The organism is Hyphomonas sp., from assembly GCF_965284475.1.
Classification (GTDB): domain Bacteria; phylum Pseudomonadota; class Alphaproteobacteria; order Caulobacterales; family Hyphomonadaceae; genus Hyphomonas.
Window position 1 is genome coordinate 3,145,183 of record NZ_OZ260087.1, and the last position, 23,628, is coordinate 3,168,810.

General features: G+C 56.8%; 20 protein-coding genes and 1 tRNA gene. 13 read left to right on the plus strand and 8 right to left on the minus strand.

Annotated elements, in window-relative coordinates:
* Nucleotides 1-37 precede the first annotated feature (37 nt).
* On the plus strand, nt 38-1,441 hold the full coding sequence (locus ACQ66M_RS15215; RefSeq protein ID WP_350171889.1) for a Do family serine endopeptidase: 1,404 nt from the start codon (nt 38-40) through the stop codon (nt 1,439-1,441).
* Nucleotides 1,442-1,447: 6 nt separating this feature from the next.
* Here ACQ66M_RS15215 and ACQ66M_RS15220 read toward each other — a convergent pair whose 3' ends face one another.
* Nucleotides 1,448-2,701, minus strand: a complete 1,254-nt coding sequence (locus tag ACQ66M_RS15220) for a cytochrome P450 (protein WP_350171891.1) — start codon at nt 2,699-2,701, stop codon at nt 1,448-1,450.
* A 67-nt stretch (nt 2,702-2,768) separates the two neighbouring features.
* Nucleotides 2,769-3,611 (minus strand): TauD/TfdA dioxygenase family protein, encoded by an 843-nt coding sequence (locus ACQ66M_RS15225; RefSeq protein WP_350171893.1) that lies wholly within the window; start codon nt 3,609-3,611, stop codon nt 2,769-2,771.
* Nucleotides 3,612-3,668: 57 nt separating this feature from the next.
* On the opposite strand from ACQ66M_RS15225, the gene ACQ66M_RS15230 reads away from it, so the two are divergent.
* Complete coding sequence (locus ACQ66M_RS15230; protein ID WP_430404877.1) at nt 3,669-4,982, plus strand: replication-associated recombination protein A; 1,314 nt, start codon at nt 3,669-3,671, stop codon at nt 4,980-4,982.
* Nucleotides 4,979-5,719, plus strand: a complete 741-nt coding sequence (locus ACQ66M_RS15235; protein ID WP_430404879.1) for an RluA family pseudouridine synthase — start codon at nt 4,979-4,981, stop codon at nt 5,717-5,719. Before ACQ66M_RS15230 ends, ACQ66M_RS15235 begins: the two co-directional genes overlap by 4 nt.
* Before the next feature lie 108 nt (nt 5,720-5,827).
* On the opposite strand, the gene sppA is transcribed toward ACQ66M_RS15235, so the two are convergent.
* On the minus strand, nt 5,828-7,600 hold the full coding sequence (gene sppA, locus ACQ66M_RS15240; RefSeq protein WP_350171899.1) for a signal peptide peptidase SppA: 1,773 nt from the start codon (nt 7,598-7,600) through the stop codon (nt 5,828-5,830).
* 198 nt (nt 7,601-7,798) lie between these two features.
* On the opposite strand from sppA, the gene ACQ66M_RS15245 reads away from it, so the two are divergent.
* The 8 genes from ACQ66M_RS15245 (at nt 7,799) to ACQ66M_RS15280 (ending at nt 14,318) form a co-directional block, all read left to right on the plus strand.
* Nucleotides 7,799-7,873 (plus strand) — tRNA-Gln (locus ACQ66M_RS15245).
* Nucleotides 7,874-8,253: 380 nt separating this feature from the next.
* Nucleotides 8,254-9,021: a DUF3450 domain-containing protein gene (locus ACQ66M_RS15250; RefSeq protein ID WP_350171901.1), complete on the plus strand. Its 768-nt coding sequence runs from the start codon at nt 8,254-8,256 to the stop codon at nt 9,019-9,021.
* A 33-nt stretch (nt 9,022-9,054) separates the two neighbouring features.
* On the plus strand, nt 9,055-10,455 hold the full coding sequence (locus tag ACQ66M_RS15255; protein ID WP_430404881.1) for a MotA/TolQ/ExbB proton channel family protein: 1,401 nt from the start codon (nt 9,055-9,057) through the stop codon (nt 10,453-10,455).
* A gap of 39 nt (nt 10,456-10,494) precedes the next feature.
* Complete coding sequence (locus ACQ66M_RS15260; RefSeq protein WP_350171905.1) at nt 10,495-11,004, plus strand: MotA/TolQ/ExbB proton channel family protein; 510 nt, start codon at nt 10,495-10,497, stop codon at nt 11,002-11,004.
* Nucleotides 11,004-11,420 carry an ExbD/TolR family protein gene (locus ACQ66M_RS15265; protein ID WP_350171907.1) on the plus strand — a complete coding sequence of 139 codons (417 nt, stop codon included), beginning with the start codon at nt 11,004-11,006 and terminating at the stop codon, nt 11,418-11,420. The genes ACQ66M_RS15260 and ACQ66M_RS15265 overlap by 1 nt, the downstream gene beginning before the upstream one ends.
* Before the next feature lie 15 nt (nt 11,421-11,435).
* Nucleotides 11,436-11,855 (plus strand): ExbD/TolR family protein, encoded by a 420-nt coding sequence (locus tag ACQ66M_RS15270; RefSeq protein ID WP_350171909.1) that lies wholly within the window; start codon nt 11,436-11,438, stop codon nt 11,853-11,855.
* Nucleotides 11,856-11,866: 11 nt separating this feature from the next.
* Nucleotides 11,867-12,490, plus strand: coding sequence for an energy transducer TonB (locus ACQ66M_RS15275; RefSeq protein ID WP_350171911.1), 624 nt, complete (start codon nt 11,867-11,869; stop codon nt 12,488-12,490).
* 427 nt (nt 12,491-12,917) lie between these two features.
* Nucleotides 12,918-14,318 carry a tetratricopeptide repeat protein gene (locus ACQ66M_RS15280; RefSeq protein WP_430404883.1) on the plus strand — a complete coding sequence of 467 codons (1,401 nt, stop codon included), beginning with the start codon at nt 12,918-12,920 and terminating at the stop codon, nt 14,316-14,318.
* A gap of 208 nt (nt 14,319-14,526) precedes the next feature.
* Here ACQ66M_RS15280 and ACQ66M_RS15285 read toward each other — a convergent pair whose 3' ends face one another.
* The 3 genes from ACQ66M_RS15285 to ACQ66M_RS15295 form a co-directional block, all read right to left on the minus strand.
* Nucleotides 14,527-15,054 carry a bactofilin family protein gene (locus tag ACQ66M_RS15285; RefSeq protein WP_350171915.1) on the minus strand — a complete coding sequence of 176 codons (528 nt, stop codon included), beginning with the start codon at nt 15,052-15,054 and terminating at the stop codon, nt 14,527-14,529.
* Nucleotides 15,044-16,261, minus strand: a complete 1,218-nt coding sequence (locus ACQ66M_RS15290; RefSeq protein ID WP_350171917.1) for a peptidoglycan DD-metalloendopeptidase family protein — start codon at nt 16,259-16,261, stop codon at nt 15,044-15,046. The genes ACQ66M_RS15285 and ACQ66M_RS15290 overlap by 11 nt, the downstream gene beginning before the upstream one ends.
* A gap of 208 nt (nt 16,262-16,469) precedes the next feature.
* Complete coding sequence (locus ACQ66M_RS15295; RefSeq protein ID WP_350171919.1) at nt 16,470-16,934, minus strand: peroxiredoxin; 465 nt, start codon at nt 16,932-16,934, stop codon at nt 16,470-16,472.
* 99 nt (nt 16,935-17,033) lie between these two features.
* Here ACQ66M_RS15295 and ACQ66M_RS15300 point away from each other — a divergent pair, with 99 nt between their 5' ends.
* Nucleotides 17,034-20,420, plus strand: a complete 3,387-nt coding sequence (locus ACQ66M_RS15300) for an AsmA-like C-terminal region-containing protein (protein ID WP_430404885.1) — start codon at nt 17,034-17,036, stop codon at nt 20,418-20,420.
* A 10-nt stretch (nt 20,421-20,430) separates the two neighbouring features.
* Here the strand turns inward: ACQ66M_RS15300 and tyrS are convergent, their stop codons facing one another.
* Entirely contained in the window at nt 20,431-21,684 is a 1,254-nt protein-coding gene (gene tyrS / locus ACQ66M_RS15305) for a tyrosine--tRNA ligase (protein WP_350171923.1), read from the minus strand.
* Between tyrS and ACQ66M_RS15310 the strand changes: the two genes are divergently transcribed.
* On the plus strand, nt 21,683-22,864 hold the full coding sequence (locus ACQ66M_RS15310) for an anhydro-N-acetylmuramic acid kinase (protein ID WP_430405185.1): 1,182 nt from the start codon (nt 21,683-21,685) through the stop codon (nt 22,862-22,864). The genes tyrS and ACQ66M_RS15310 overlap by 2 nt on opposite strands.
* Here the strand turns inward: ACQ66M_RS15310 and ACQ66M_RS15315 are convergent.
* Entirely contained in the window at nt 22,861-23,538 is a 678-nt protein-coding gene (locus ACQ66M_RS15315) for an alpha/beta hydrolase (protein ID WP_350171925.1), read from the minus strand. The genes ACQ66M_RS15310 and ACQ66M_RS15315 overlap by 4 nt on opposite strands.
* Nucleotides 23,539-23,628 lie beyond the last annotated feature (90 nt).

Here is a 23,628-nt window from a genome sequence, read left to right on the forward strand (position 1 = left end):
CCGCAATAGAGCCTTAGTCATGATGCAAGCATTTCCCATGACAAAGCATATTTCGAAGCTGCTGGCGGTTATTGGGCTGGCAGTGCTGGCGCTCCTGATTGTTGCTGTGACCCCGCTCTTTGCTGATGGGCAGGAGGTGCCGCAAAGCCGGACCGAGATGGAGCTGTCATTCGCGCCGCTCGTGAAACTCACGTCTCCATCCGTCGTAAATGTTTACACACAGAAGCGGGTCACGTCCCGGGCCTCGCCAATGGAGCAGTTTTTCTCCGGTGGCGTCGCGCCGCGAGAGCGTGTCCAGAACTCACTCGGGTCCGGCGTTATCGTGGGTGGTGATGGTGTGATCGTCACCAACAATCACGTTGTGGAAGGCGCAGAGTCATTCCGGGTCGTCCTGAGCGACCGACGGGAGTTCGCTGCAGAACTTGTTCTCGCCGATGAGCGGACGGATCTGGCAGTGCTGAAAATTGACACAGAAGGTGCTGTACTGCCCACGCTACCATTTGCGGATACGCGTGCTGCGCAGGTTGGTGACCTCGTTCTTGCTATCGGAAACCCGTTTGGCATCGGCCAGACTGTGACGAGCGGCATCCTGTCAGCCACAGCGCGCACCGATGTTGGCATTTCGGACTATGCTTTCTTCCTGCAGACGGATGCGGCCGTGAACCCGGGAAATTCCGGTGGCGCGCTCGTCAACACGAAGGGCGAACTTGTGGGCGTGAACACGGCGATTTTTTCACGTTCGGGCGGTTCCAACGGCATTGGCTTCGCCATTCCGGCGGAGATGGTCAAACGGGTTGTCAACGCCGCCATAAATGAGGGTACGTTCGTCAGGCCCTGGCTTGGCCTGGCCGGGCAGGCGGTCAGCTATGACATCGCCAAAGCACAGGGGCTTGACCGGCCGATCGGTGTGATGGTGACAGAAGTCTATGAAGATGGGCCAGCTGATCGCGCCGGCTTGCGGCGCGGGGATCTCGTGACCGACATTGACGGACGTGAGGTGTTTGATGAGAAGGGGCTCAAATTCCTCGCTGCGATCAAAAGCCCAGGTGAAACAGCCGAGCTGAAATTGATACGGGGAGGTAAAATCGAAACCAAAAGCGTGAAGCTTGCGCCCCCGCCGGGAGCGACAGAGGCCGATATTGTCCTGCTGGACGGGCAGAATGTCTTTTCAGGTGCGCGCGTGGTCGAATTGTCGCCCCGGCTTGCCGAGGAAAATGGTCTCGACCCGTTCCAGAAAGGATCGGGCATCTATGTGCATTCGGTCCTGAGGCGGTCGATTGCCCGTAATTTCTTCAGGCCAGGAGACATCATCCGTTCCGTAAACGGCATATCGACAAAATCCGTAAAGGATCTGGATATGGCATTGGAGCCACAGACCCGCAGCTGGAATATCGAACTCGAACGGAACGGCCGCATGATCAAGGGCACCGTGACGCTTTAGACGTGACTATTTTGCGTGAACGATCACGGGCACATTTTCATAGCCGAGGACGAAGTTGGAAAGCACCCGTTGCGGCTTCCCGACAAGTTCAATGTGGTCGAAGCGTGCAAGAATTTCTTCCCACAGGATTCGGAGCTGCATTTCTGCGACACGGTTGCCCATGCAGCGGTGAATGCCAAATCCAAATGAAAGGTGGCGCCGGGCATTTGCCCTGTCGATAAGGAACTGGTCCGGGTTTTCGATCGCGGTTTCGTCGCGATTGCCAGATGCATACCACATCACGACCTTGTCGCCCTTGCGCATCTGCTTGCCGCGGAAGTCAAAATCCTCTTTCACGGTGCGCCGCATGTGCGCGAGCGGCGTTTGCCAGCGGATGATTTCTGACACCATGTTGGGCACCAGTCCAGGGTTTGCCTTGAGCTTGGCATACTCCTCCGGAAATTCGTTCAACGCGACGACGCCGCCTGAGATCGAGTTGCGTGTCGTATCATTGCCGCCGACGATGAGCAGCATGAGATTGCCGAGCAATTCCATTGGATTGTTGATCATGTCCCTGGTTTCGGGATCGTGGGCAAAGAGGGAAATGAAGTCAAACTTGCGAGGCTGCGCAGCCCGCTCTTTCCAAAGGCCTGCAAAATAAGCGAGACATTTGTGAAGTTCCGCCTCGCGATGCTTCATGTCGACATCGATGCCAACCGTTTCCGACGTTGTCGTCACATCGGACCAGTAGGGCAGGAGGTGGCGATCTTCGAACGGGAAGTCGAACAGTGTCGCCAGCATCTGGGTCGTCAGCTCCTTGGACACAAGATCAACCCAGTTGATCTCTTCGCCAACGGGGACGGCATCGAGAATCGTATTCACCCTCTGGCGGATCAGTGCCTCGATATCGCCCAGCTGTGTGGGCGCGACGGCAGGCTGCACGGCCTTGCGCTGCACGTCATGGACGGGTGGGTCTGAGGCGATGAACATCGGTGTGTCAAAATCATCCGGTGCATCGCCAATGACGATATCCCGTTTCGACGAGAAAATATGATGATTGGAGTCGACAGCGATAATGTCGTCGTACCGGGTGATCGACCAGAAGGGGCCAAACTGGCTCTTCTCGCAATAATGAACCGGGCTTTCCTGTCTCAGCCGTCGAAAATAGTCGCCATGGCGATTGTGCAGAAACAGCTCCGCACGCGAAACATCCAGTGTTTCCAGGGGAAGGTCCCAAGGATTCGGGATGTCAGGTTCCAGGCTCTGGATAGTGTCCGCCAAGGTATCCTCCCCACTTTTGCTTTTTATGGGGAGCAGGCTACGCTTGAATGCTGCGAACGGGAAGATGTCAGTTGGAACCGATTGTTGTGCGGTGCAGCAGGCGATCGAAGCCCTTGTAGCCGCCAGTCGCCATATGAAGCAGGCTTCGATTGTCCCACATGACCAGCATGTTGGACTTCCATTTCTGGCGGTACTGGAATTGGGGTTGGGTCTGCCAGCGGAATATCTCTGTCATGAGCTCCCATGCTTCTGCCTGTTCCATGCCTTCAATTCCGATGATGTATCCAGCGCAGCCGAACAGGGCTTCACGCCCTGTCTCGGGGTGGCGTGCTATGATCGGATGAAGCTGCGTTGCCTCTGCATCGGCGGATGGACGGATATCCATGGAGCGTCCCGACGCGCGGTCCTGCTCGCCATAGAATCCTGCCGGTGCATAAGCGTTGCGCGCAGAATGGATAGCGTATTTGCCTTCAATTCGCTGACGGAGAGTATCGGGCATTTGTTCAAGCGCAAGATGCTGGTTCGCAAACAGCGTGTCGCCACCCTGGGGCGGAATGGTGATGCCATAAAGGCATGTTCCGGCCGGCGGCTTTTCCTGGAAACTCCAGTCTGTATGCCAGCTTTCCGCAAAGATGGGAGCGGTCTCGTCAGCCGCTCGCTTGACCGCGATTATATGCTTGCGGCCTGGAATTGGCGCAATGAATGGATCGTCCCCAAACGGTCCGAACAGGCGTGTGAAACGTTCCAGATCGTCGTCACCCATTTGTTGATCCGGAAACGCGAGCACGTGGTGCTGCAACCAGGCGCTGCGTATTTCAGTTGCGACATCTGTTGAAACCGGCCTGGACAGGTCCAGGCCCGTGACGGATGCGCCGAATGGCTGCCCTGACGGGCTAATCTCAAGCGACATGTTTTTTTCCTCCCCGTTGATCTTATCACGAAGGCGGTTCCCGCATAGGAGTGCTTTATGTCTGATCTGTTTGCCGCCTCTGGCCTCGCCGATTCTGCGCCGCGTCCCCTCGCGGACCGTCTTCGTCCTGCGAAGCTGGCTGAGGTGGTGGGGCAGGACCATTTGATCGGAAAGGGCGCGCCGCTGAGCCGGATGCTCGAAACCGGTCGCCTTTCCTCGATCATTCTCTGGGGACCACCAGGGGTGGGAAAGACGACCATCGCGCGCCTTCTTGCAACAGAGTCCAAACTGGAGTTTGAGGCCATCAGTGCCATCTTCTCGGGTGTGAAAGACCTGCGGACCGTATTTGAGAAGGCGGAGGCACGAAGGTCAGTCGGCAACGGGACCTTGCTGTTTGTAGACGAGATCCACCGGTTCAACAGAGCCCAGCAGGACGGATTTCTGCCCCATGTCGAAAGCGGCGCGGTCACCTTGGTGGGGGCGACGACGGAAAACCCGAGTTTCGAACTGAATGGCGCCTTGTTGTCTCGCTGCGCGGTTCTCACACTGAGGCGCCTTGAGCCGCATGACATGGAAACGCTGCTCTTGCGCGCTGAAGCGCTCGAAAAGCGTCAGCTGCCGGTCGAGCGCCGCGCGCGTCAGGCCATGATCGATATGGCCGATGGTGACGGCCGCTATCTGCTCAATCTCGCCGAACAAGTCTTCACGTTGGCGGATGACACGGTCTCGCTGTCTCTGGAGGCGTTGAGCGCCGCAGTACAAAGACGCGCGCCCGCCTATGACAAGGACCGCGAAGAGCACTACAATCTCATTTCAGCATTGCATAAATCGATCAGGGGGTCAGATCCGGATGCGGCCCTCTACTGGTTCTCCCGGATGATCGAGGGAGGCGAAGATCCACTTTTCCTGGCGCGCCGGCTGGTTCGGATGGCCAGCGAGGATATTGGCCTCGCCGATCCGACAGCCCTGATGATTTGTGGTGAGGCGGCAAGAACGTATGAACGTCTTGGCAGCCCGGAAGGAGAACTGGCGCTCGCCCATGCGGTGATCCACCTGGCAACCGCGCCCAAGTCAAACGCGGCATACCTGGCTTACAAGGCTGCGCGTCGTGCCGCTGCGGAGACCGGCAGCCGGATGCCGCCAAAACATATCCTCAATTCACCCACGGCCATGATGAAAGACCAGGGGTATGGTCAGGGGTACCAATACGATCACGATCTCGAATCTGGTGTATCAGGACAAGATTACTTTCCTGATGGCATGTCTGGCCAGACATTTTACGCCCCGAAAGGACAGGGACGTGAGCGTCAGATCGCCGAACGCCTGAAGGAGATTGCTGACATTCGGGCCAATCGCAAGCGCAAATCATGACCCGCAACAGACCCGTACCAGACGTGTCTCCTGAAGACAGGCAATTCATCCGATCACTGATTGTGTATGAAGATGATGACCTCATCGCCTTTAACAAGCCGTCTGGGTTGCCAGTCCAGGATGGCCGGGGGATCACGCGGTCGCTGGACTCGCTTTTGGACGCGTTCGCGCGATCGAATGGTAAGCGCCCTCGGCTTGTTCACAGGCTCGACGCAGGTACATCCGGGATAGTGATCGTTGCAAAGACACAGCCTGCTGCCGCATGCCTGTCTGCAGAGTTTTCTGAACGGCGAACACGGAAAACCTATCTCGCAATTGTTGGCGGAAACCTCCCGTCTGAAAATTCGGGAATGTTTGATGCGCCACTGATCAAGGTTCAGGAGGCGGGAAGGGTTCGCATGATTGCTGCTCGCGGAGATCGCAAGGGGGCTCTGGCGTCGCGCACGGGTTGGGACCTGCTGGAGCGCTGCGAAGGATACGGGATGATGCGACTCTTTCCTGAAACCGGACGGATGCATCAGATCAGGATTCATTTGGCAAATGCCGGCTGCCCCATTTTCGGCGATGCCATATACGGCAACGGCAGGCAGGATGGTCCGCGCCTGATGCTGCATGCCGTGTCGCTGGAGATCAGAAAGCCATCAGGTGGTGTGTTGGCGGTGAAGGCTGATATTCCGGCAGATTTTACCGGAATTGCCGAAGGTCTTGGGTTCGGCGCTTATTCGAACGAGGCGTAGTTTCCCTTTGTGCACGCCAGCGGGCGCCTTGATCGATTAGGTCAGCTTCCGGAAATGAAGGACCCGCCATCGTCATGGCGGGCCCTGAACCTCAGATCCTGTCGGGTCTCAGTGCTCACGCAACCTGGGCCCAACAGCCAGCATCTGGCCCGAATTGACGGCATCGGCTCTTGCAAGGTCTTCAATCAGGACCTGCATGCGGTCGTCATTCGCCACCATGCCAAGCATGTAGGCAACGCGCGCCGTTTCTTCCGAAACCCCGAACAGGCTTTCGAGCGCTTCGAATCCGGATTTCCGGCGAGGGTAGAATGTGAGGCGCGGGGTCACGTCAGCGTCAATCCCGCCGAGTTCCTTGGCCTTGTCGATGGCGTCCATGAAGCCGCCGATCTCGTCGACCAGTCCGATTTCAATGGCGTCTTCGCCGCTCCAGACCCGTCCGCGCGCGACAGCGTGCACTTCGTCATAGGTCATGCCGCGGCCTTCACCCACGATACCGAGGAAGCGATCATAGCCTCGTTTCAGCCAGGCCTTCACTTCGGCTTCCTGGGCTTGCGTGAAGGTTCCCGATCCGTAGGCGTCAGCAAATTCGCCTCCGACGCTGACTGTATCAAACGTCACGCCAATCTTGTTGAACGCGCCTTCCAGGGCAAATTTACCACCGAAGATGCCGATCGATCCGGTAATCGTGGAGCGGTCAGCCAGGATGTAGTCAGCGCCTGCCGATACATAATAGCCGCCAGACGCCGCCACCGAACCCATCGATACAACAACCGGCTTTCCCTTCTCCTGCACCCGCTTGACGGCGCGCCAGATTTGATCGGAAGCTGTCGGCGAGCCACCAGGACTGTCGACGCGGAAGACAATTGCTTTGACTTTTTCATTGTCGCCAGCATCGAGAATGGCGCGTGCAACTGCGTCGGAAGCAAATGCCGGAGGGCTCGAGAATGGTGATCCGCCTTCGGCACCGCCCGTTATGATTGCGCCTTCGCCGCCTACAACCGCGATGAGAGGTGCCTTGATACTGATGGTCGGCGGCATGTACATCGCGAGCTCGACGAGTTCAGCGTCCTTGCCCGCGCGTTCCCTGGCTGCTTCCTCAGCTTCTTCCGGCCAGCCCAGCTTGTCCATGATCTTCAGGTCGATGACTTCCTGAGCGGATTTGGGGCCGCTTTCCAGTGCGCTTTTTACCGATTCGACGGACAGGCCGCGGTCTTCGGCGATATCGCTGAGAGAGACGCTCCAGATAGAGTCAGCAAGAGCTGTCATCGCTTCTCTGTGCGGCTCTGTGTACGACGTCTCATTGTAGGAGTTAGGTGCGTTCTTGTATTCATAGAATGGGTAGATCTCGGACTGGACGTCGATTTTCTCGAACAGCCCAGCGAGAAATTCGGTTTCAAATGTGACCCCCGTCGCAAACAGGTCGGTGCCAGGCTGAATCCAGATTTCGTCGGCGGCTGTAAGCGATCGAAGCGCGGAAGGACCACTCATTCCGTATGTGCCCTGGGTGTGCGCAATGATGAACTTTCCGGAATCGCGGAAACTGTGAAAGGCCTGGCGGAGTTCTTCTGCGCGGGCGCTGCCGACACCAATCATGGCGCCTCGCAGGTAGAGGCCCTGGACGGAATCATCCGTTTCTGCCGCCTTCAGCTTGGTCAGCAGGTCAATAAATCCAGGTGTCTGTGAAAATGCGGCCAGACCACCAACTGGGCTTTGATCGGGAAGCTCCATATTCAGGTCGAGGCTAAGGACAACACGGTCCGGGGCGGGGGGGGCAGAATTTGTCGCCCCGACAATAAGAACAACAAAAAAAGAGACGATAAGCAGGATAAAAACAAACATCGCAGCGAAAGCACCTGCCATGGACAAGAAAAAGGTTTTCATATGTGCGCAAACTCCGTGCAGTGCAGCCAAAAACGCCGAATATAGACTTTGCCGATTATCGATAAAAATGTAAAGGGCGACCTTCACATGCCTGGCAAACGCGGGCCTGGTTGCATAATAGATGTGCCCGACCGAATGAAACAATGTCATCGGGTGTTGCCAGCGTCAGCAAGAGTGGCTATCTCGCCTGCTTCGCGTTGGGGTGTCGCCAAGCGGTAAGGCACCGGTTTTTGGTACCGGCATTCCCAGGTTCGAATCCTGGCACCCCAGCCACCTTATTGGTGTTCGCGATGGCGCAATCATGTTCGTTACTGTATTGCATGAGTTGCGTTCGATCGCGACGAGGATATTTTCTAAACGAATCGTAAAGCCTTGTTGATCCCGTCGTTCGGGGTTGTTAGCGTCAGTATTCGCAAATAAGGGCGTTGCGGACTTGTTGCTAGAATGGCAAGGGTCAAAGCGAGAGAGCGAGCAGCGCTCCAAAATGGGCAGGTGTCGGGCGTCTTCGCCTTGCGACTTCCAACCTAACTCGGCCGGTGTGTTTTTTTGGCCAGGCATTGAAACCGGGACATCTTCGCTAGCAGGATGCCTGATTGTCGGATTTCCCGCGCAAATTTTTTGCGCGACCGTTTGGAGAGTGAGAGGCAAACCTCATGAAGAAACTTCTGTCACCAGCTCGCGGCGTCATTGCCGCTGCGCTGATTGCTGGACTGGCCATCCCGGCCCAGGCTCAGTTGCGCGATGCGCTTAATACGGGCGAGCAAGCCACACGGCGTGCTGAACAAGTCCAGGAACAAATCAATCAGCTCGACGATCAGCGCACCGATATGGTTCGCGAGTATCGTACATTGCTGCAGCGTCGCGACGCTGCCGAGCTTTACTCGAAGCAACAGGAACTTGTTGTGAAGAGCCAACGCGAAGAGATTGTGTCACTTACCGAGCAGCTTGGTTCGATTGACGACATCACGGCTCAAACTGTTCCGATGCTCCTGAGCATGGTGGAAGAGCTTCAGCAGTTCGTTGCCGCTGACCTTCCTTTCAAGCAGACGGAACGTGAAGCCCGTCTCGACGGTCTTGTTGGCATCATGCAGCAACCCAATGTGACGGCTGCAGAGCAGTACCGCCTGATCATGGACGCCTATCAGGCTGAAATGGAATATGGTCGCACCATCAGCACCTGGCAGGAAGAAATTGACCTCGACGGCAACCCGACGACGGTTGACATGTTTCTTTATGGTCGCGTCGCGCTCGTTTACCTGACGCCAAATGGCAAGGTATCTCGCTACAACAGGGCGACGGGTGCGTGGGAATCGCTCCCCGGCAAATACGCGTCTGATATCGCCAAGGCGATCCGCGTTGCGCAAGGCAAGGCACAACAGGACGTCCTGTTTGCTCCGGTTCAGAAATTCTCGGTCGAATAGTCGGCGCGATCCAGGGAACAAGAGGTACAGAAAATGTTGAATATTAAATCCTCGCTGAAGGCTCTGGGCGCGGCAACGCTGCTCGGTCTCAGCTCAGTAACACTCGCGGCTCCTGCAGATGCACAGGCGACTTTGAAGTCGGTTCTGGACAGCATCCGCAAGGATTCAAATGAGATGTCCGCCGCTGACCAGGCTCGCCTTCGCGAGTTCCAGCAGGACAAGAATGCTCAGGAAGCCAGGATGACCGAGGCGCGTAATGCACTTGCGGTTGTCGAAGCGCGTGGACGTGCGCTCGGCGCTGAATTTGACGCCAACGAAGCAGAGCTTGGTGCGCTTGAAGCTCAGGTGTCCGAACAGGCAGGTGACTTCCAGGAGCTGCTCGGGCAATTCCGGACCGCTGCTGGTGAAACGATGCCGGAGATTTCGAACTCGTTCGCGAACTTCGACTATCCAGGTCGCGTTGAAGGCATTGCGGAAATTGCTGAAGCCCGCACACTTCCTAACCGTGCGCAGCTTGAGCGTCTGCCAAAGGCAATGCTCCAGGAAATGCTGGCACAATCAGAAGTAAAAACGTTCACTGCCGTGGTCGATGGCATTGGCCCGGACGGCTCGAACGCTGAAGCAGAACTGATGCGTGTCGGCGTGTTTACGGCTGCGACAACTGACGGCAGGAAGTTTGTTGAAGTCAAAAAGGCTGGCAGCGGCGACACGTTCCTGCAGGCTTTCCGGCAGCAGCCATCTGGCGCATTTGCTTCAGGAATGGGTTCGCTGATCAATGCAGGCCCGGACCAGATTGTTCGTGCTCCGGTTGACCCTTCGAAGGGCAACCTGTTCGGGATTCTCGGCGACCTTCCAAAGTTCAGCGACCGTCTCCAGCAGGGTGGCCCTGTTGGTGCTGTCATCGCGGCACTTGCTGCGATCGGTATCCTCATCGGTTTCTACAAGGTCTTCACGCTCTTCACGATGGGCGGCGCCATGCGCAAGACGGCGAAAACCCGTCAGGCTGGCACTGGCAATCCACTGGCACGCGTGTTCGAAGCTTATGAGACGAACCGCAATACCGATATTGAGACACTTGAACTCAAGCTCGACGAACAGATCCTCCGCGAATCTCCACGCATTGAGCGCTTCAACGACATCATCAAGGTGTTCGCGGCTGTGGCTCCTCTGCTTGGTCTTCTCGGTACGGTTATCGGTATGATCATTACCTTCACCACGATCACAATCTACGGTGCAGGCGATCCGAAACTGATGGCTGGCGGTATCTCGGTCGCACTTATGACCACCGTGTTTGGCCTTGTGGCCGCCGTTCCGCTCTTGCTGATCCACGCTGTCGCCTCGTCGATGGCGCGTGCCAACCAGCAGATCCTCGACGAACAGGCCGCTGGCCTGGTTGCCGAGAAAGCGGAATCCCTGCGCGGGGCGATGGCGTAAGCCATCCCCCTCGTTTCACTCGAGGAGGAGGAACCCGATATGGGTTTTGCAGATTTACAAGCTTTCCTCGATCGTGGCGGTCCCGTGTTGATTGTCATTATGGCAGCAACATTCTTCATGTGGGCACTGATCCTGGAACGGTTGTTCTATTTCAGGTTCGCTCACAAGCAGGTGGCCGCGGAAGCGATCGCGGAGTGGCGCTCGCGCTCCGATCGGAAGTCAACATTAGCCCATTGGGTGAAAGACAAGCTCGTGTCTGAAGTTCGTGCGAAAGCCGAACAGAACGTTCAGCTGACGAAGGCCATGGTGGCGCTCGCGCCGCTTCTCGGTCTGCTCGGAACGGTGACGGGGATGGTGGCTGTGTTTGACGTCATGGCCATCACCAATGGTGCGGATGCCAAGGCCATGTCGGCCGGTGTGTCGCGCGCCACGATCCCGACAATGGCCGGCATGGTCGCGTCACTGTCTGGCATTCTCTTCACATCCGGCATGGATCGCCGCGTGAACAGGTCTGTCCAGCTGGTCGAAGACGAGATGGAGATCGGCTGATGCGTGGACGCAAGACAAGAAATGTGGACGAAGCCAATGTCGATCTCACGCCCATGCTGGACGTCGTGTTTATTCTTCTGATCTTCTTCATTGTGACGGCAACGTTTGCTCAGGAAGAAGCGTTGGGACTGGAGCCTCCGCCTCCGCCTGCGCCTGATCAGGAGCAACAGGAGCAGGTGCCAGCCATCCTGATCCTGATTGATGAGTCAAATCTCATCACTGTGAATGGGCGTGCGACAGATATTGGTTCAGTTCGGGCGAATATCGAACGTGTCCGGGCCGAAACGCCGGAGAGTGCCGTCGTTATCCAGGCTCATCCCAAGGCAAAGAGCGGTGTGATCGTTCTGATCCGGGATGCAGCTTATAACGCTGGCTATGTGGACCGGGTTAACCTTGTCCTGTCAGCAGTAGAATAAGAGGAGCGACAAGACATGGCACGCAGAAAACGCCAGTCCGCCAGTGGCGGCGGAGGAGCGGAAGACGACGTCAACTTGACGCCCATGCTGGACGTTGTGTTCATCCTTCTGATCTTCTTCATCGTGACAGCGCAGTTCATCAAGGAGCCCGGGGTTCCCGTCGTTCGTCCCGACGTGGATAATAAGGCACAGGTCAAGCCGCTCGCGATTCTGATCGCGATCAACAAGGACAGTGAAATCTACATCGACAAGAAAAAGGTCGACCCGGACGAAATGGGCTTCACGTTCAAGCAATTGCGCGAAGACAATCCGTTGGGTGAAGTCGTCGTTCAGGCTGACGTGGATGCGCAAGCTGAAGTGCTGGTCGATGTGATGGAGACGATCAACAAGATCGACAGCGCGACGGTCATAAACATTTCGGCCAAGCGAGAGTAGGAGACCAAGACATGTTCAACAGTCCTTTTCTCAGGTTAGCGGTGGCATTCGCGATTTCCGTGCCGATTGTCTACCTTCTCTTCATCATGATGAGTGCGTTGATCAACGTGACGGAAATCAGGGTTGATAAGGGTGAGCAGCGGGTTCTTGCGGCGATCACGCCCCAACAGCAGGACAGCGAAATCAGGACGCGTCAGCGTTCCAAGCCGAAGCGTCTGGATTCCGCTGCCAAGCCGCCACCGCCACCGAAAGTGTCGGCAACCAAGTCGCAGATCAATCTCCCTACGCCGAGGATCGCAGGTGCGGCTCCCACGGAGCTGAATCTCGGCCGGATGCAATCGCTTGCAATCGACCCGGTCGCCATTTCTGACCGGGATGCTCAGCCTATTCGTCCACCTACGCCGTCGTTTCCGCAACGTGCCGCAGAGCGTGGCATTGAAGGGACCTGCGATGTCCGCTTCGATGTGGACACACGCGGGCGCCCCTACAACGTCCAGGCGACTTGCTCGAACGACATGTTCACGCGGGAAGCTGAGCGGGCTGTTTCTCGTGTGGAATTTGCGCCGAAGATCATTCGGGGCAAGGCAGCCGAGCGCAAGAATGTTGTGTATCCGCTCGAATTCAAACTGCAATAGGAGCGGGCGCTCGCTGGGCTCCCCATTCATCAAAGAGCGCTCTCACCAGGGCGCTCTTTTTTTGGCACACTGTTCAAGCTTGCCTGGTTTGCGGCTCGCTTGAGTAAATGCCGCAAAAATGATACAAGGTAACACTTTCAGGCGTGGTGATGTTTGCCTTTGCAAATCACGGTCTGTCGAAGCGAAGTCAGGCCGGGTATTCCTTTCATCATCTGGTCGGCAAGGCGTGAACGAGGCCGGGTCGGATGATGATTTACGTTGACGAGACGGGTGGTAGCGACCCATAAAGTTATGGATACGCACATCTTAAATCGGACAGAAGCGCGCTGTGAAAAGCTTCATGTAACGCGCAGAAGTTCTTGATCCCGCCCAGCAATTCCGGTTGATTGGGCCAAACGCCGCGAGCAGCGCGGTCAGGAGAGGAAACATGGGAATTAGAGCAACTCTCAAGAGCGCCATCGTTGTGGGCCTTATGGTCACGATGGGGGCTGGTGCCGCGCTGGCGCAGGCTTGTACCGAGACGGAATTCACATCGAAGACGGGCCAGACTTATCTCGAGGCCGAACAGGCTGCGATGGTGAATAAGGATTTTTCGACCGCGATTGCAAAACTCAATTCACTGCGCAATCAGCCTTTGAACTGTTATGAGGAAGGGGCCGTCATCAAGCTGTCAGCCTATATCAAGATCGAGAACGGTGATCGCAAAGGTGCCGTGCAGGATCTGCTGACCGCTCTGAACAAAGGTTACATTCCTGAAACCGATGCCGCCCAGACCTATTACAATATCGCCCAGATCTATCTTCAGGAAGAAGATCTTGCCAAGGCGCTTGAGTACATGAACAAGTGGCAGCAGGCTGGTGGCAAGCCGGACCGCACACAGAAGTGGCAGCTAGCCGTTCTTAACCAGCGTGCAGACAAGTTCAAGGAAGCCGTCCGCTGGGCCGAAGAAGTTCGCCGGGAAGACGGATCGAACTTCAAGCAGGAAGTCTACGACCTCCTGTTGTTCCTCTATAATCAGACTGGCGAAAAGGCAAAAATGGCCGAGGTTCTGGAAGTGCTCGTTGAGCGAAATCCAGCGGAACGGAAATACTGGGATGCGATCGCTGGCAACTATTTTGCCGATAATGAAGAGCGCAAGGCATTCGAAGTTCAAAAGGCGATGTATCTTGGTGGTCTCCTGACGACACAGGATGAGCTCATGCGCATCGTGAATTTCTACAACCGTTTTAATGCACCGTATCACGCAGCGCGCATTCTTGAAAAAGAGATGAATGCGGGGCGCATCACAAAGAACCTGGATCGGCTCGAATTGCTGGCAAACCTGTATCAGGTTGCGCGCGAGCACGAAAAGGCGATCCCTGTTATCAGGCAGGCTGCTGATGCTGGCGGCGGTGGTGCCATGTACGAACGTCTCGGTCGTTCTTTTGCCGACTTGCAGAAGTGGAAAGAAACCGAGGAAGCGCTTACCAAGGCAATCAGTATGGGCGGCGTTAAGGATCGTGGAAACGCCTACGTTCTGATCGGCCAGTCGCGCTATGAGCGCGGTGATCGCGCCGGCGCGCGGGAATCGTTCAAGACCGCCAGCAATAATGCCGGTCGCAGTTGGCTCGCATTCATGAACTCGGAGGAGAACACCAAGCGCGCCCTTGTTTGTTTTGAAGTGCAATCGGCCTGGCTCAACGTCGAGAATGAGGCGAAGATCTGTAAGCGGCTCGCTGTTCTTGGGGATGAGAATCTCCCGGAGAACTGCAAGACGATCAAGGACAGGCTGGAAGCCGCCGAAGCCAAATTCAACGCGACGCCCGAGTGCAAGGGCCAGGCGACGTGATCTAGCCGGGTCTGTTACGACCTCAGCTTACGAGTTCAGTATTCAGGAGCCCCGGGTGGACACTCGGGGCTCTTCTTTATTCTACGCGGTCATGGCACCGTTAATGCCTACCCGTCAGCACCGAAGCTCGATCGAAAAGGCCGCCAGCGCGACATGCGCTGGCGGCCCTATTGTTATTGAATTCAATAACTGGAAATCGCTGACCTGGTCAGGAAGCCGAAGACGATATTCCGAATGGCGTCTTTCCGGAATGGCCAAGCGGTGACGATGATTCATTGGCAGCTGTTGGAGAAGATGCGCCTTTGGGGCCTGAGTCTTTCAGCGGGTCGTCAGCGTGTTTCACCTGTCCCTCGAACACGGCATTTGATTGTATCTGGAGGGAGGCGTGAACAATGTCTCCCTTCACATGAGCGCCGGATTCCAGTTCGACCTTCCGGGCGCGGATAGACCCACGGATCTTGCCCTTCACCTTGACGACTTCGGCTTTGACCTCGCCGGTAATGTGGCCGGATGCGCCGATCGTGATGTCGGTCGCGCTGACATCGCCATCAACGACGCCATCAATCTGCAATGCGCCTTCCGAGATCACCGAACCATTGATCTTCATATCCGCACAGATGATTGATGCCGCGCGTGCAGCGGGCTTCATTGCAGCGCCACGGATGGCGTCCTGTGTGGGCGCTGTTTTGGCGGGCTCTGATGGCGTGGTTTCTGAGTTTTTGTTTTTAGTGAACATGACGGCCTGCTTTCAAGAATTTCGCTGGATCATAAGGTTTGCCGTTGAACCAGACTTCATAGTGAAGATGGTCACCCGTGCTTCGTCCGGTGGTCCCCATCTTGCCGACCAAGTCTCCGATTTCGACAGTATCCCCCTTTGATACCGTAATACCACTCAAGTGGCCATAGCGTGACTTGAAGCCATGGCCGTGATCGATTTCGACCATGCGTCCGTATCCGGCGCTTGCGCCGGCAAAGGACACTTTCCCAGGCCCTGCTGCGATGATCGGTGCAGCATGATATGCGGCCATATCGAGACCGTTATGCCAACCAGGGCGCTTTCTGAACGGGTCAATTCGCATGCCGTAATCACTGGTCTGGCGGTATGGCACTCCGACCGGACGCCCGAGCGGCAGGCTCGCAACGATCTGTTCGTAATAGCGCATTTCTTCGACGCGGGCCCGGGTTTGCGTCAGGCGATTGTAAAAGCTTGTATCCGCGTTTGACAGCTTGTCTGCACCGGATGTCATGGTCGCGATCGAGACTAGCGGCCCGCCCATTTCCGCGCCCGACATGATGCGGTCGCTGCCGACCGATGTGAGTTGCAGGACACCGCGTGCGCGCTCTGCGCGGTCTATCGCCATGTCTTCAGCTTCATTCAGAATGCGTTCCTGATCGTATTTCAGGTTTTTCAAGCTCACGCGCGTACTGCTTGTATCGAACGATGCTGTAATGGGAGAGAAATGGCGCGACTGACGATTGTCCGCCTCTTCGATCGACGCTTTCACCAACAGGCCGGTTCCGTCACCCTTTAGCGCCGAGACTTCCAGGTTCTCGTCACCCTTCAGCTTGTCAAAAAGCTCCTCAAGGGCCTTCTGCCTGTCTTCCCACTCCGCTGTTTCTTTTTGGAAGGCGTCTGTACGCTCTTCGAGAAGAGAGCGGGACAGGGCGTCTTTCGCGCGCAATTCCTGCACCCAACGCTCATATTTGGCGAGTTCGCGGTCATCGGGATTGCCGGCGATGGTGCTGGAAGGTCCGCCGAGTACGTAACTGCCCGTGACAAAAAGCGTCCAGCCTACAAGCGCGGCAGCGCCCGTTGCAAAAATCGCCTGCTGCCAGGGAGAAACCGAGATGTATCGAACTGTGCCGCCGCTGCGATGATAAATCTGACGCTCCGGGAACGCTCTATCAAACGCTGCTTTAACGTTCGCACTCCACTTCGCCATTCACGCCACCTGTCGACTGGAAATCACACCCAATGCTGCAATAAACACTACAGCACGTTTCCCAAACCCGTGGATCACATAAATACCCATTTCGAACGGGGGTGAAAGCCCTGGGGAACACAATTCATGCAATTTTTCGCCTATTTGGGTAAATCCCCTGTTAAAGCTTGGATTTTTGCATGACTAGCGCGTAATTTTTGGCCACATTTCAGTTATTTAACGATTCAAGAACGTCTTGAGCGTGCCCCTTCACACGCACTTTCGACCAGATTCGGCTAATTCGGCCTTTTGGGTCGATGAGGAATGTCGAACGGGCAATGCCCATATAGGTTCGACCGTACATGTTTTTTTCGACCCAGGCCCCGTAAGCTTCGCATAGTGCGCCGTCTTCATCTGACGCCAGTTCAATTTGCAGGTCATGCTTTGCGATGAATTTCTGGTGTTTGGCGAGAGGGTCGCGGGAGACGCCGAGAATTTTTGCGCCTGCCGCTTCGAACTGGCTTGAGAGATCCGAAAAATCCCTTGCTTCGTTTGTGCAGCCAGGTGTGTCGTCCTTTGGATAGAAATACAAAACCAGGTGCTTGCCTTTGTAGGCGGAGAGCGTCGTCTTGCCTTCAGTGGTTTCAATAGAAAAATCAGGCGCTTTCGCTCCGATTTCGAGTGGTTGGGTCATGTAATACTCCTATGGTGCCTGAAACGGTCTGTGCTTATATCGAAGCCGGGCAGCCTGGCTGTTCTGAACGTGACGCATGAAGTTTTAAGGAGCGTGCTCTTGGTTCGCCAGACCGCCTCGACGTTAATTCTGGAAATACTTGGCGGTTTAATCCTGCTTGTTCTGGTCGCAGCTGGTTTGCTGGCATTTCGACTGGCGAGTGGTCCGCTTGAACTTGGCGTATTCAGGGATGATGTCGAGCGGGCGCTTACAGACGCCCGAAGCGGACGATCAGTCAAGATTGACGAAGTCTTTCTCGAATGGTCGCAAGACGACCGGCGCGTTCTGATAAACGCAAAAAATGTCAAATTGTTCGATGATTCCGGCCACTTGAGCGCTGAAGCAAAGGCGGCAGACATCACGCTTGCCGGCTCTGCCCTCGTGCTTGGCAGAGTTGAAGTTCTCGCAATGCATCTCGATCAGGGATGGATAAATGTCGACAGCATCACCGAAACGAAATGGAAGATTGCGGGCGATCCATTGCCCGAGATTCCGTCGGGCAAATTGCCGACGACCCCTGCAGAATGGCTGGAGCGAGCCAATGATGTGTTGCCTCAATTGCTCATCGCCCTGGAACAGGCCGAAACGGTCGTCGACCTTGAACGCGTTTCATTTGATCAATTTGAAGTACATGTCCGGGACGCTGATCAGAAGAACCTGTTGACGTTAAGCGCGGCGAAAGGGCGTCTTGCCCGGGAAGCAGATGGCATCGTCTTGTCAATTTCAGGCAGCGGACTTGGTGAAGGATTACCAGCTGGAGTGGCAGCAACGCTCGCAACTTCCGGCCTTGGCGAGCGCTTGAAGGCCGAATTCGCCGTGGCGAAGTGGCCACTGGCCGATCTCGCTGTCAGGTTTGGAATGAGCCGCGAGCGATTCGACGGACTGCCCGCGAACGTTGCTGTTTCATTTGATGTCTCAAAAGATGTCGGCGTCGAGCAGATCCTGGTCGATATCGCAGCTGGAGAGGGCCGGTTGCCTTTGGGTGGCAAAGAGTTCGATGTGCAAGATCTCGACATCAAGATCGCCTACAATTCTGGAACGGATGGACTCACGCTGGAAGCCAGCACTAACCGCGCGGGTCCGGTCAAGGGTCGCGCTTTGCTGAACATCCAGGATGCGATGAAGGGGCAGGGGTTTCGTAAATTCAATCTGATCAGCCCTCGGATGGAGCTGGACCTCACGCCAACCTTTGAAAAGATGATTCCTCTCGAGAACGTCAATATTGATGGAGAGGTGGATCTCTCGCGTTACGCGCTTCGAGACACGGTTTTGGATATTGCGACAGGCGGCGATCAACTCAGGGCCTCAGGTTCGATCGAACTCACGCCGGACCGCAAGGCAGGTGAGCCTCCGGTGATTGGCAGTTTCGATCTCGCTTCGCAGGGCGACATCAGCCGGGAAACCGTATTGGCCTTCTGGCCGGTCGGTCTTGGAGCCGGTGCCCGGCGTTATGCGGCCAATCGCATCACGTCAGGGGTCGCGTCGTCGGTTGCGGGGCACATGGACCTGCAGCGAGACAGCTTTGCTGAAGGGTATCTGAAGGATGAGAATCTGGCGCTGGACTTTCAGGTTCGTGATGCTTCCGTCCGGTTTCTTGATGACTTGCCGACAGTGGAGAATGCGACGGGCAGGGGCCGTCTGACGGGAAATGGATTCAAAATTGTCCTCGACAGCGGTGACTATGGCGGATGGACGCTGGAGGATGGTGTCGTCGACTTCCCGGCCTTCAATCCGCGGGGTGTCCCGTTCAGGGTCTTCGCGAAAGGGCGCGGCCCTGCGAAAAATATTATGAAGACGCTGGTGGAATCCCGACTCCAGATCAAGTTTGAGCCAGACAGGCTGACGGGCGACGCGGAGATGACATTCGAGATGTTCCGTCCTGCGCTTGATGACGTCCCGTACAAGGATGTTCGCTTCTCCGCTTTGGGGACGGTGACCGAAGGCGGGCTGAAGAACGCTGCGCTCGGATTTGATCTGACGAAGGGAAGCTTCAAGATCGACGCCAATCAGGCGGGCGTTACGGTCAGCGGGTTTGGTGATCTGGGTCCCTCGCCCGTTCAGTTCACATGGCGTGATGCGTTCAATGGTGAGGACCAACCGTCAAACCTGTCCGCAACGGCTGTTGTCACGCCGGATCTGCTCAATCGTTTCGGCGTGATGGGACGCGCCTATCTCACAGGAGAGATCCCAATAGAAGTTCAGGCGCGGGTCGCTGGCGACGCCCTGGTTTCTGCCGATACAGCTCTTGATCTCGGAGAGGCTCGTCTGGATATTTCCGAGATTGGCTGGGTGAAGCCGAAAGGCGTTCCAGCCAAGGCATCCATTCAGTTTGAGAAAATCGGCAGCCTTTCAAAATCGACCGTTTTATTTACGTCGGAAAACGCCCGTCTGGACGGCGAGTATATGCTTGGTGTGGACTCCAGGCTGGTTTCCGCGGTGGTGAGGCGAGCATACCTCAAGGACAAGGCCGATTTTGGGGGCGATATCGCCAGGGCGCAGGGGGGTGGCCTGGTCGTCAGGCTGGACGGAACGTATCTCGATCTGTCCGGTATAATGTCAGGTCTGGGGCCGACAGGAAGCACGGATACTGGCAACAAGACGCCGCTGAACATCAATGCCAGTCTTGATGCCCTGACCCTCAGGCCCGGACTGGATATGCGAGATGCAGAACTGACGGCCAGGACAGGGGCTGCCGGGCTTTCGCTTTTCACTGCAACCGGGAAGGCTGATGACGGCTCGCCATTTTCGGCGACGTATGACGCGACCGTATCGGACGGGGCGACGGTGAACATCACGAGTGGAAATGCCGGATTCATGGCCGAGGCCTGGATTGGCGCCGACTTTCTGGAAGGTGGCAATCTCGACCTGACCGGAAAGTTTACCAGGGACGGTTCACCGGCAGACTTTGAGATCGTCCTCACGGATGTACGAATGCGGAATGCGCCATTCCTGACCCAGATCCTTTCGCTCGCTTCCCTCAGGGGACTGGCAGATACATTGGGTGGGGAAGGCGTTCTCTTTTCCCGCATCGATGTGCCTTTGAAGTTTGCAAATGGCCGCTATGTCGTGACGGGCGCCAAGGCGCAGGGGCCGGCACTCGGTTTGACGACGAGTGGCTTTATCCAGGGTGATGATGGGACAATCGAGTTCAACGGCGTCCTGGTTCCGAGCTTCGGCATGAATTCGGCGCTCGGCGGGATTCCGATCATTGGTGACCTGGTGGTTGGCCGGGACGGCGAAGGCGTTTTTTCGCTTACCTACGCGGTCAGTGGAACGCTTGAGAAAGCCAATGTGTCCGTCAATCCGTTGTCAGCGCTCGCGCCGGGCGTCATTCGGCGAATATTCGAGAACCCGTCCGACACCAAGATTCCCGAAGCCAAACCACGTCAGCCAGACGAGCCGATCCCGTCGGAGCTGCCGCCCATTCCAGAAGAATCGTTCGAATAATGCGTTTTGCCTAGCCTGCGACCTTAAGCAAGGCGTGACGCTTCTTTCCGGCCGACAGCTTGATGGCGCCATCAATCAGGTCTGTCGTGCCAAGCACACCATTCTGATCACTGATGGTCACATCGTTCACTTTTGCGGCGCCCTGTTTGATCAGGCGGCGGGCTTCCCCGTTGGATGCGGCGAGGCCCGCGGCTGAAAAGGCTGCAGCAATCAACATACCGGAACTGAGATCTGCTCGCGTGACTTCAACAGTCGGCAATGCATCAGCTGACGCGCCTTCGCCAAAGACGGCTGCAGCAGCATCAGCAGCCTCTGCGGCCGCGTCAGCACCATGCAAAAGGGTTGTTGCAGCGTTGGCCAGCGCCACTTTCGCATCATTGATCCTGGCCCCCTCAAGCTGATCCAGCGATGTGATCGTCGCAAGGTCTAGATCCGTGAACAGGCGGAGGAAACGACCGACATCGGCGTCTTCCGTGTTGCGCCAGAACTGCCAGTACTCGTAAGGGCTCTTCTTGTCGGCGTTGAGCCATACTGCGCCATCAGCCGTCTTGCCCATCTTGCCGCCAGACGCCGTGGTGATCAGTGGTGACGTCAGTCCATAGGCTTCTCCTCCCGCGACGCGGCGCGTGAGATCGACACCATTGATGATGTTGCCCCACTGGTCGGAGCCGCCCAGCTGCAGTCTGACGCCATGGCGCCTGTATAGCTCGAGAAAATCGTATGCCTGGAGGAGCATGTAATTGAACTCAAGAAAGGTGTAGGGCTGCTCATTGCGCAGGCGCCGGTCGACGGTTTCCTGCTTGATCATGGTGTTGATCGTGAAGTGAACCCCGTAGTCGCGCAGGAATTCGACATATCCGATCTTTGAAAGCCAGTCGTCATTGTTGACCATGATTGCGTCGGTCGGACCGTCACCAAATATGAGGAACGGCTCAAACGCCTTCTTGATGCCCGCCATGTTGGACGCGATCTGATCGTCCGTGAGCAGGGGGCGGGATTTTTCCTTGTCCGTCGGGTCACCGACCTTGGTCGTGCCGCCACCCATCAGTACGACGGGTTTGCCGCCGCATTTTTGAAAATGGCGCAGCATCATGATCTGGAGAAGCGATCCGACGTGCAGGCTATCGGCCGTTGCGTCGAATCCGATATAGGCGACAGGCGTTCCTGAGGCACAATATGTATCCAGTTCGGCGGGATGCGTAATCTGTTTGATGTAGCCCCGTGAATCGAGTGTTTTCAGGAAATCCGACTTGTATTCGCTCATGGTCTCGTGTCTCCGTAAGCGCAGGCGCGTAACATGGAATGAGGAACTCTTGAACTATCCAATTCAAGATCAGGGGCCACAATGGGTGGCGGGTTTCATGTCTGGGACGTCACTGGATGCGACAGATGCGGCGCTGATCCTGACGGATGGTGTGCAGGTTCTGGAGTTTGGGCCGGTCGCGGAGCGCAAATATTCGGCACAAGAGCGGCAGATATTACAGGATGCGACAGATGCGGCGCGTGCCTGGAACTGGGTCGGACCTGCGCCAGAGGCGGCGTTTGAGGCGGCGCGGACGGTAGTGACACGCACACATGCCGAAGCGTGGCAATTGCTGCGGGAAGGCGGGGGCAAGGAGGTGGTTGCGGCGCTGGCCGGTGTGCATGGCCAGACAGTGCTTCATCGCAGATCCAGACCCGGACAACCGGGCGCCACGCTCCAGTTGATCGACCCTGTCGGAATGCAGGCCGCGCTTGGCGTTCCGCTCGCATATGATTTTCGGACGGCAGACGTGGCTGCTGGTGGTCAGGGAGCGCCTCTCGCGCCGGTCTACCATGGCGCGCTTCTGGAGCGCGCGGGTGACGGGGCGAGCGCGGTGCTGAATCTCGGAGGTGTGGCGAACATAACGGCCCGCTTGGTGGACGGGACATTGTTTGCATTCGATACCGGACCTGCAAACGGTCCTGTCGATGAGTGGGTCGAGGGGCACGGAAGGGGGACGCATGATGTCGACGGCGCGTTCGCGGCCGCTGGTCGCGTCCATGAGGGGCTCTTGGCGCAGCTGCTGGACCATGACTGGTTTGCGCAGGTGCCTCCCAAGTCACTGGACCGGTATGATTTCAATGCCAGCATGGCACGTGGCCTGTCATTCGAGGATGGCGCCGCGACACTGACTACCTTTTCGGCGCGAGCTGTTGGCGCCGGCGTGGCCCAGTTGCCGGAGACGCCTGAACGCGTGATTGTGTGCGGTGGTGGGCGTCACAATCCGTCAATGATGGCGGCGTTGCGTGACGCGCTGCCTTGCGCGGTGCTTAGCGCGGAAGAGGCCGGATGGCGCGGGGATTCGATTGAAGCGGAGGCGTTTGCTTTCCTGGCCGCTCGGACCGTTCGCGGCTTGCCGATCAGCTGGCCGACGACAACCGGCGTTCCGGCCGCCATGACAGGCGGCCGGATGCTTGGCTAGTCTTTTTCGGCTTCGATGCGCAGTTTCTCTTCAGCATCCTCAAGACGCTTGAGCAGGTAGTCTTCGCAAAGGCCGATCAGCTCGTCGCGCTTGTCGACATAGAAATGGTTGGCGCCCTTGACGCGGGCACGTTCGATGACTTCGCCTTTCTGGACGCGGACTTTCGTGAGGGCGCGCTCGATATCCTCGGGGCTGGCAATCGCGTCATTGTCGCCGCTGACGATCAGGCCTGAGGCCGGGCAGGGCGCAAGAAATGACAGGTCATAGTGGTTGGCAGGCGGCGAAATGGCGAGGAAGCCATCAATCTCAGGACGCCGCATCAGGAGCTGAAGCGTGATCCATGCGCCAAAGCTGTAACCGGCGCACCAGACGTAGCGGGGGCTTTCGCTGAGATTTTCGATATAGTCGAGCACGTAAGCCGCATCTTCCAGTTCGCCGATACCCTGGTCATAGGTGCCCTGGCTGCGGCCAACGCCACGTGAGTTGTAGCGCAAGACACCAAAGCCATGCTTCTCGAACATCTGAAAAAGCATGATCGAGATCGGATCCTGCATCGTGCCACCCGCCTTCGGGTGGGGATGAAGGACCAGTGCGATCGGGGCGCCGGGATATGGCGGCTCTGTATAGCGCGCCTCGATACGGCCCTGTGGGCCCGGAATGATCAGTTCTGCCATGACACCCTCTGAGTGAATTCTCTTGTAAGCGGGCGGTCTTAAGCCAAATGGACCTGAGAATGCAAATTTTTCTGCAGGTGCACACGCGCC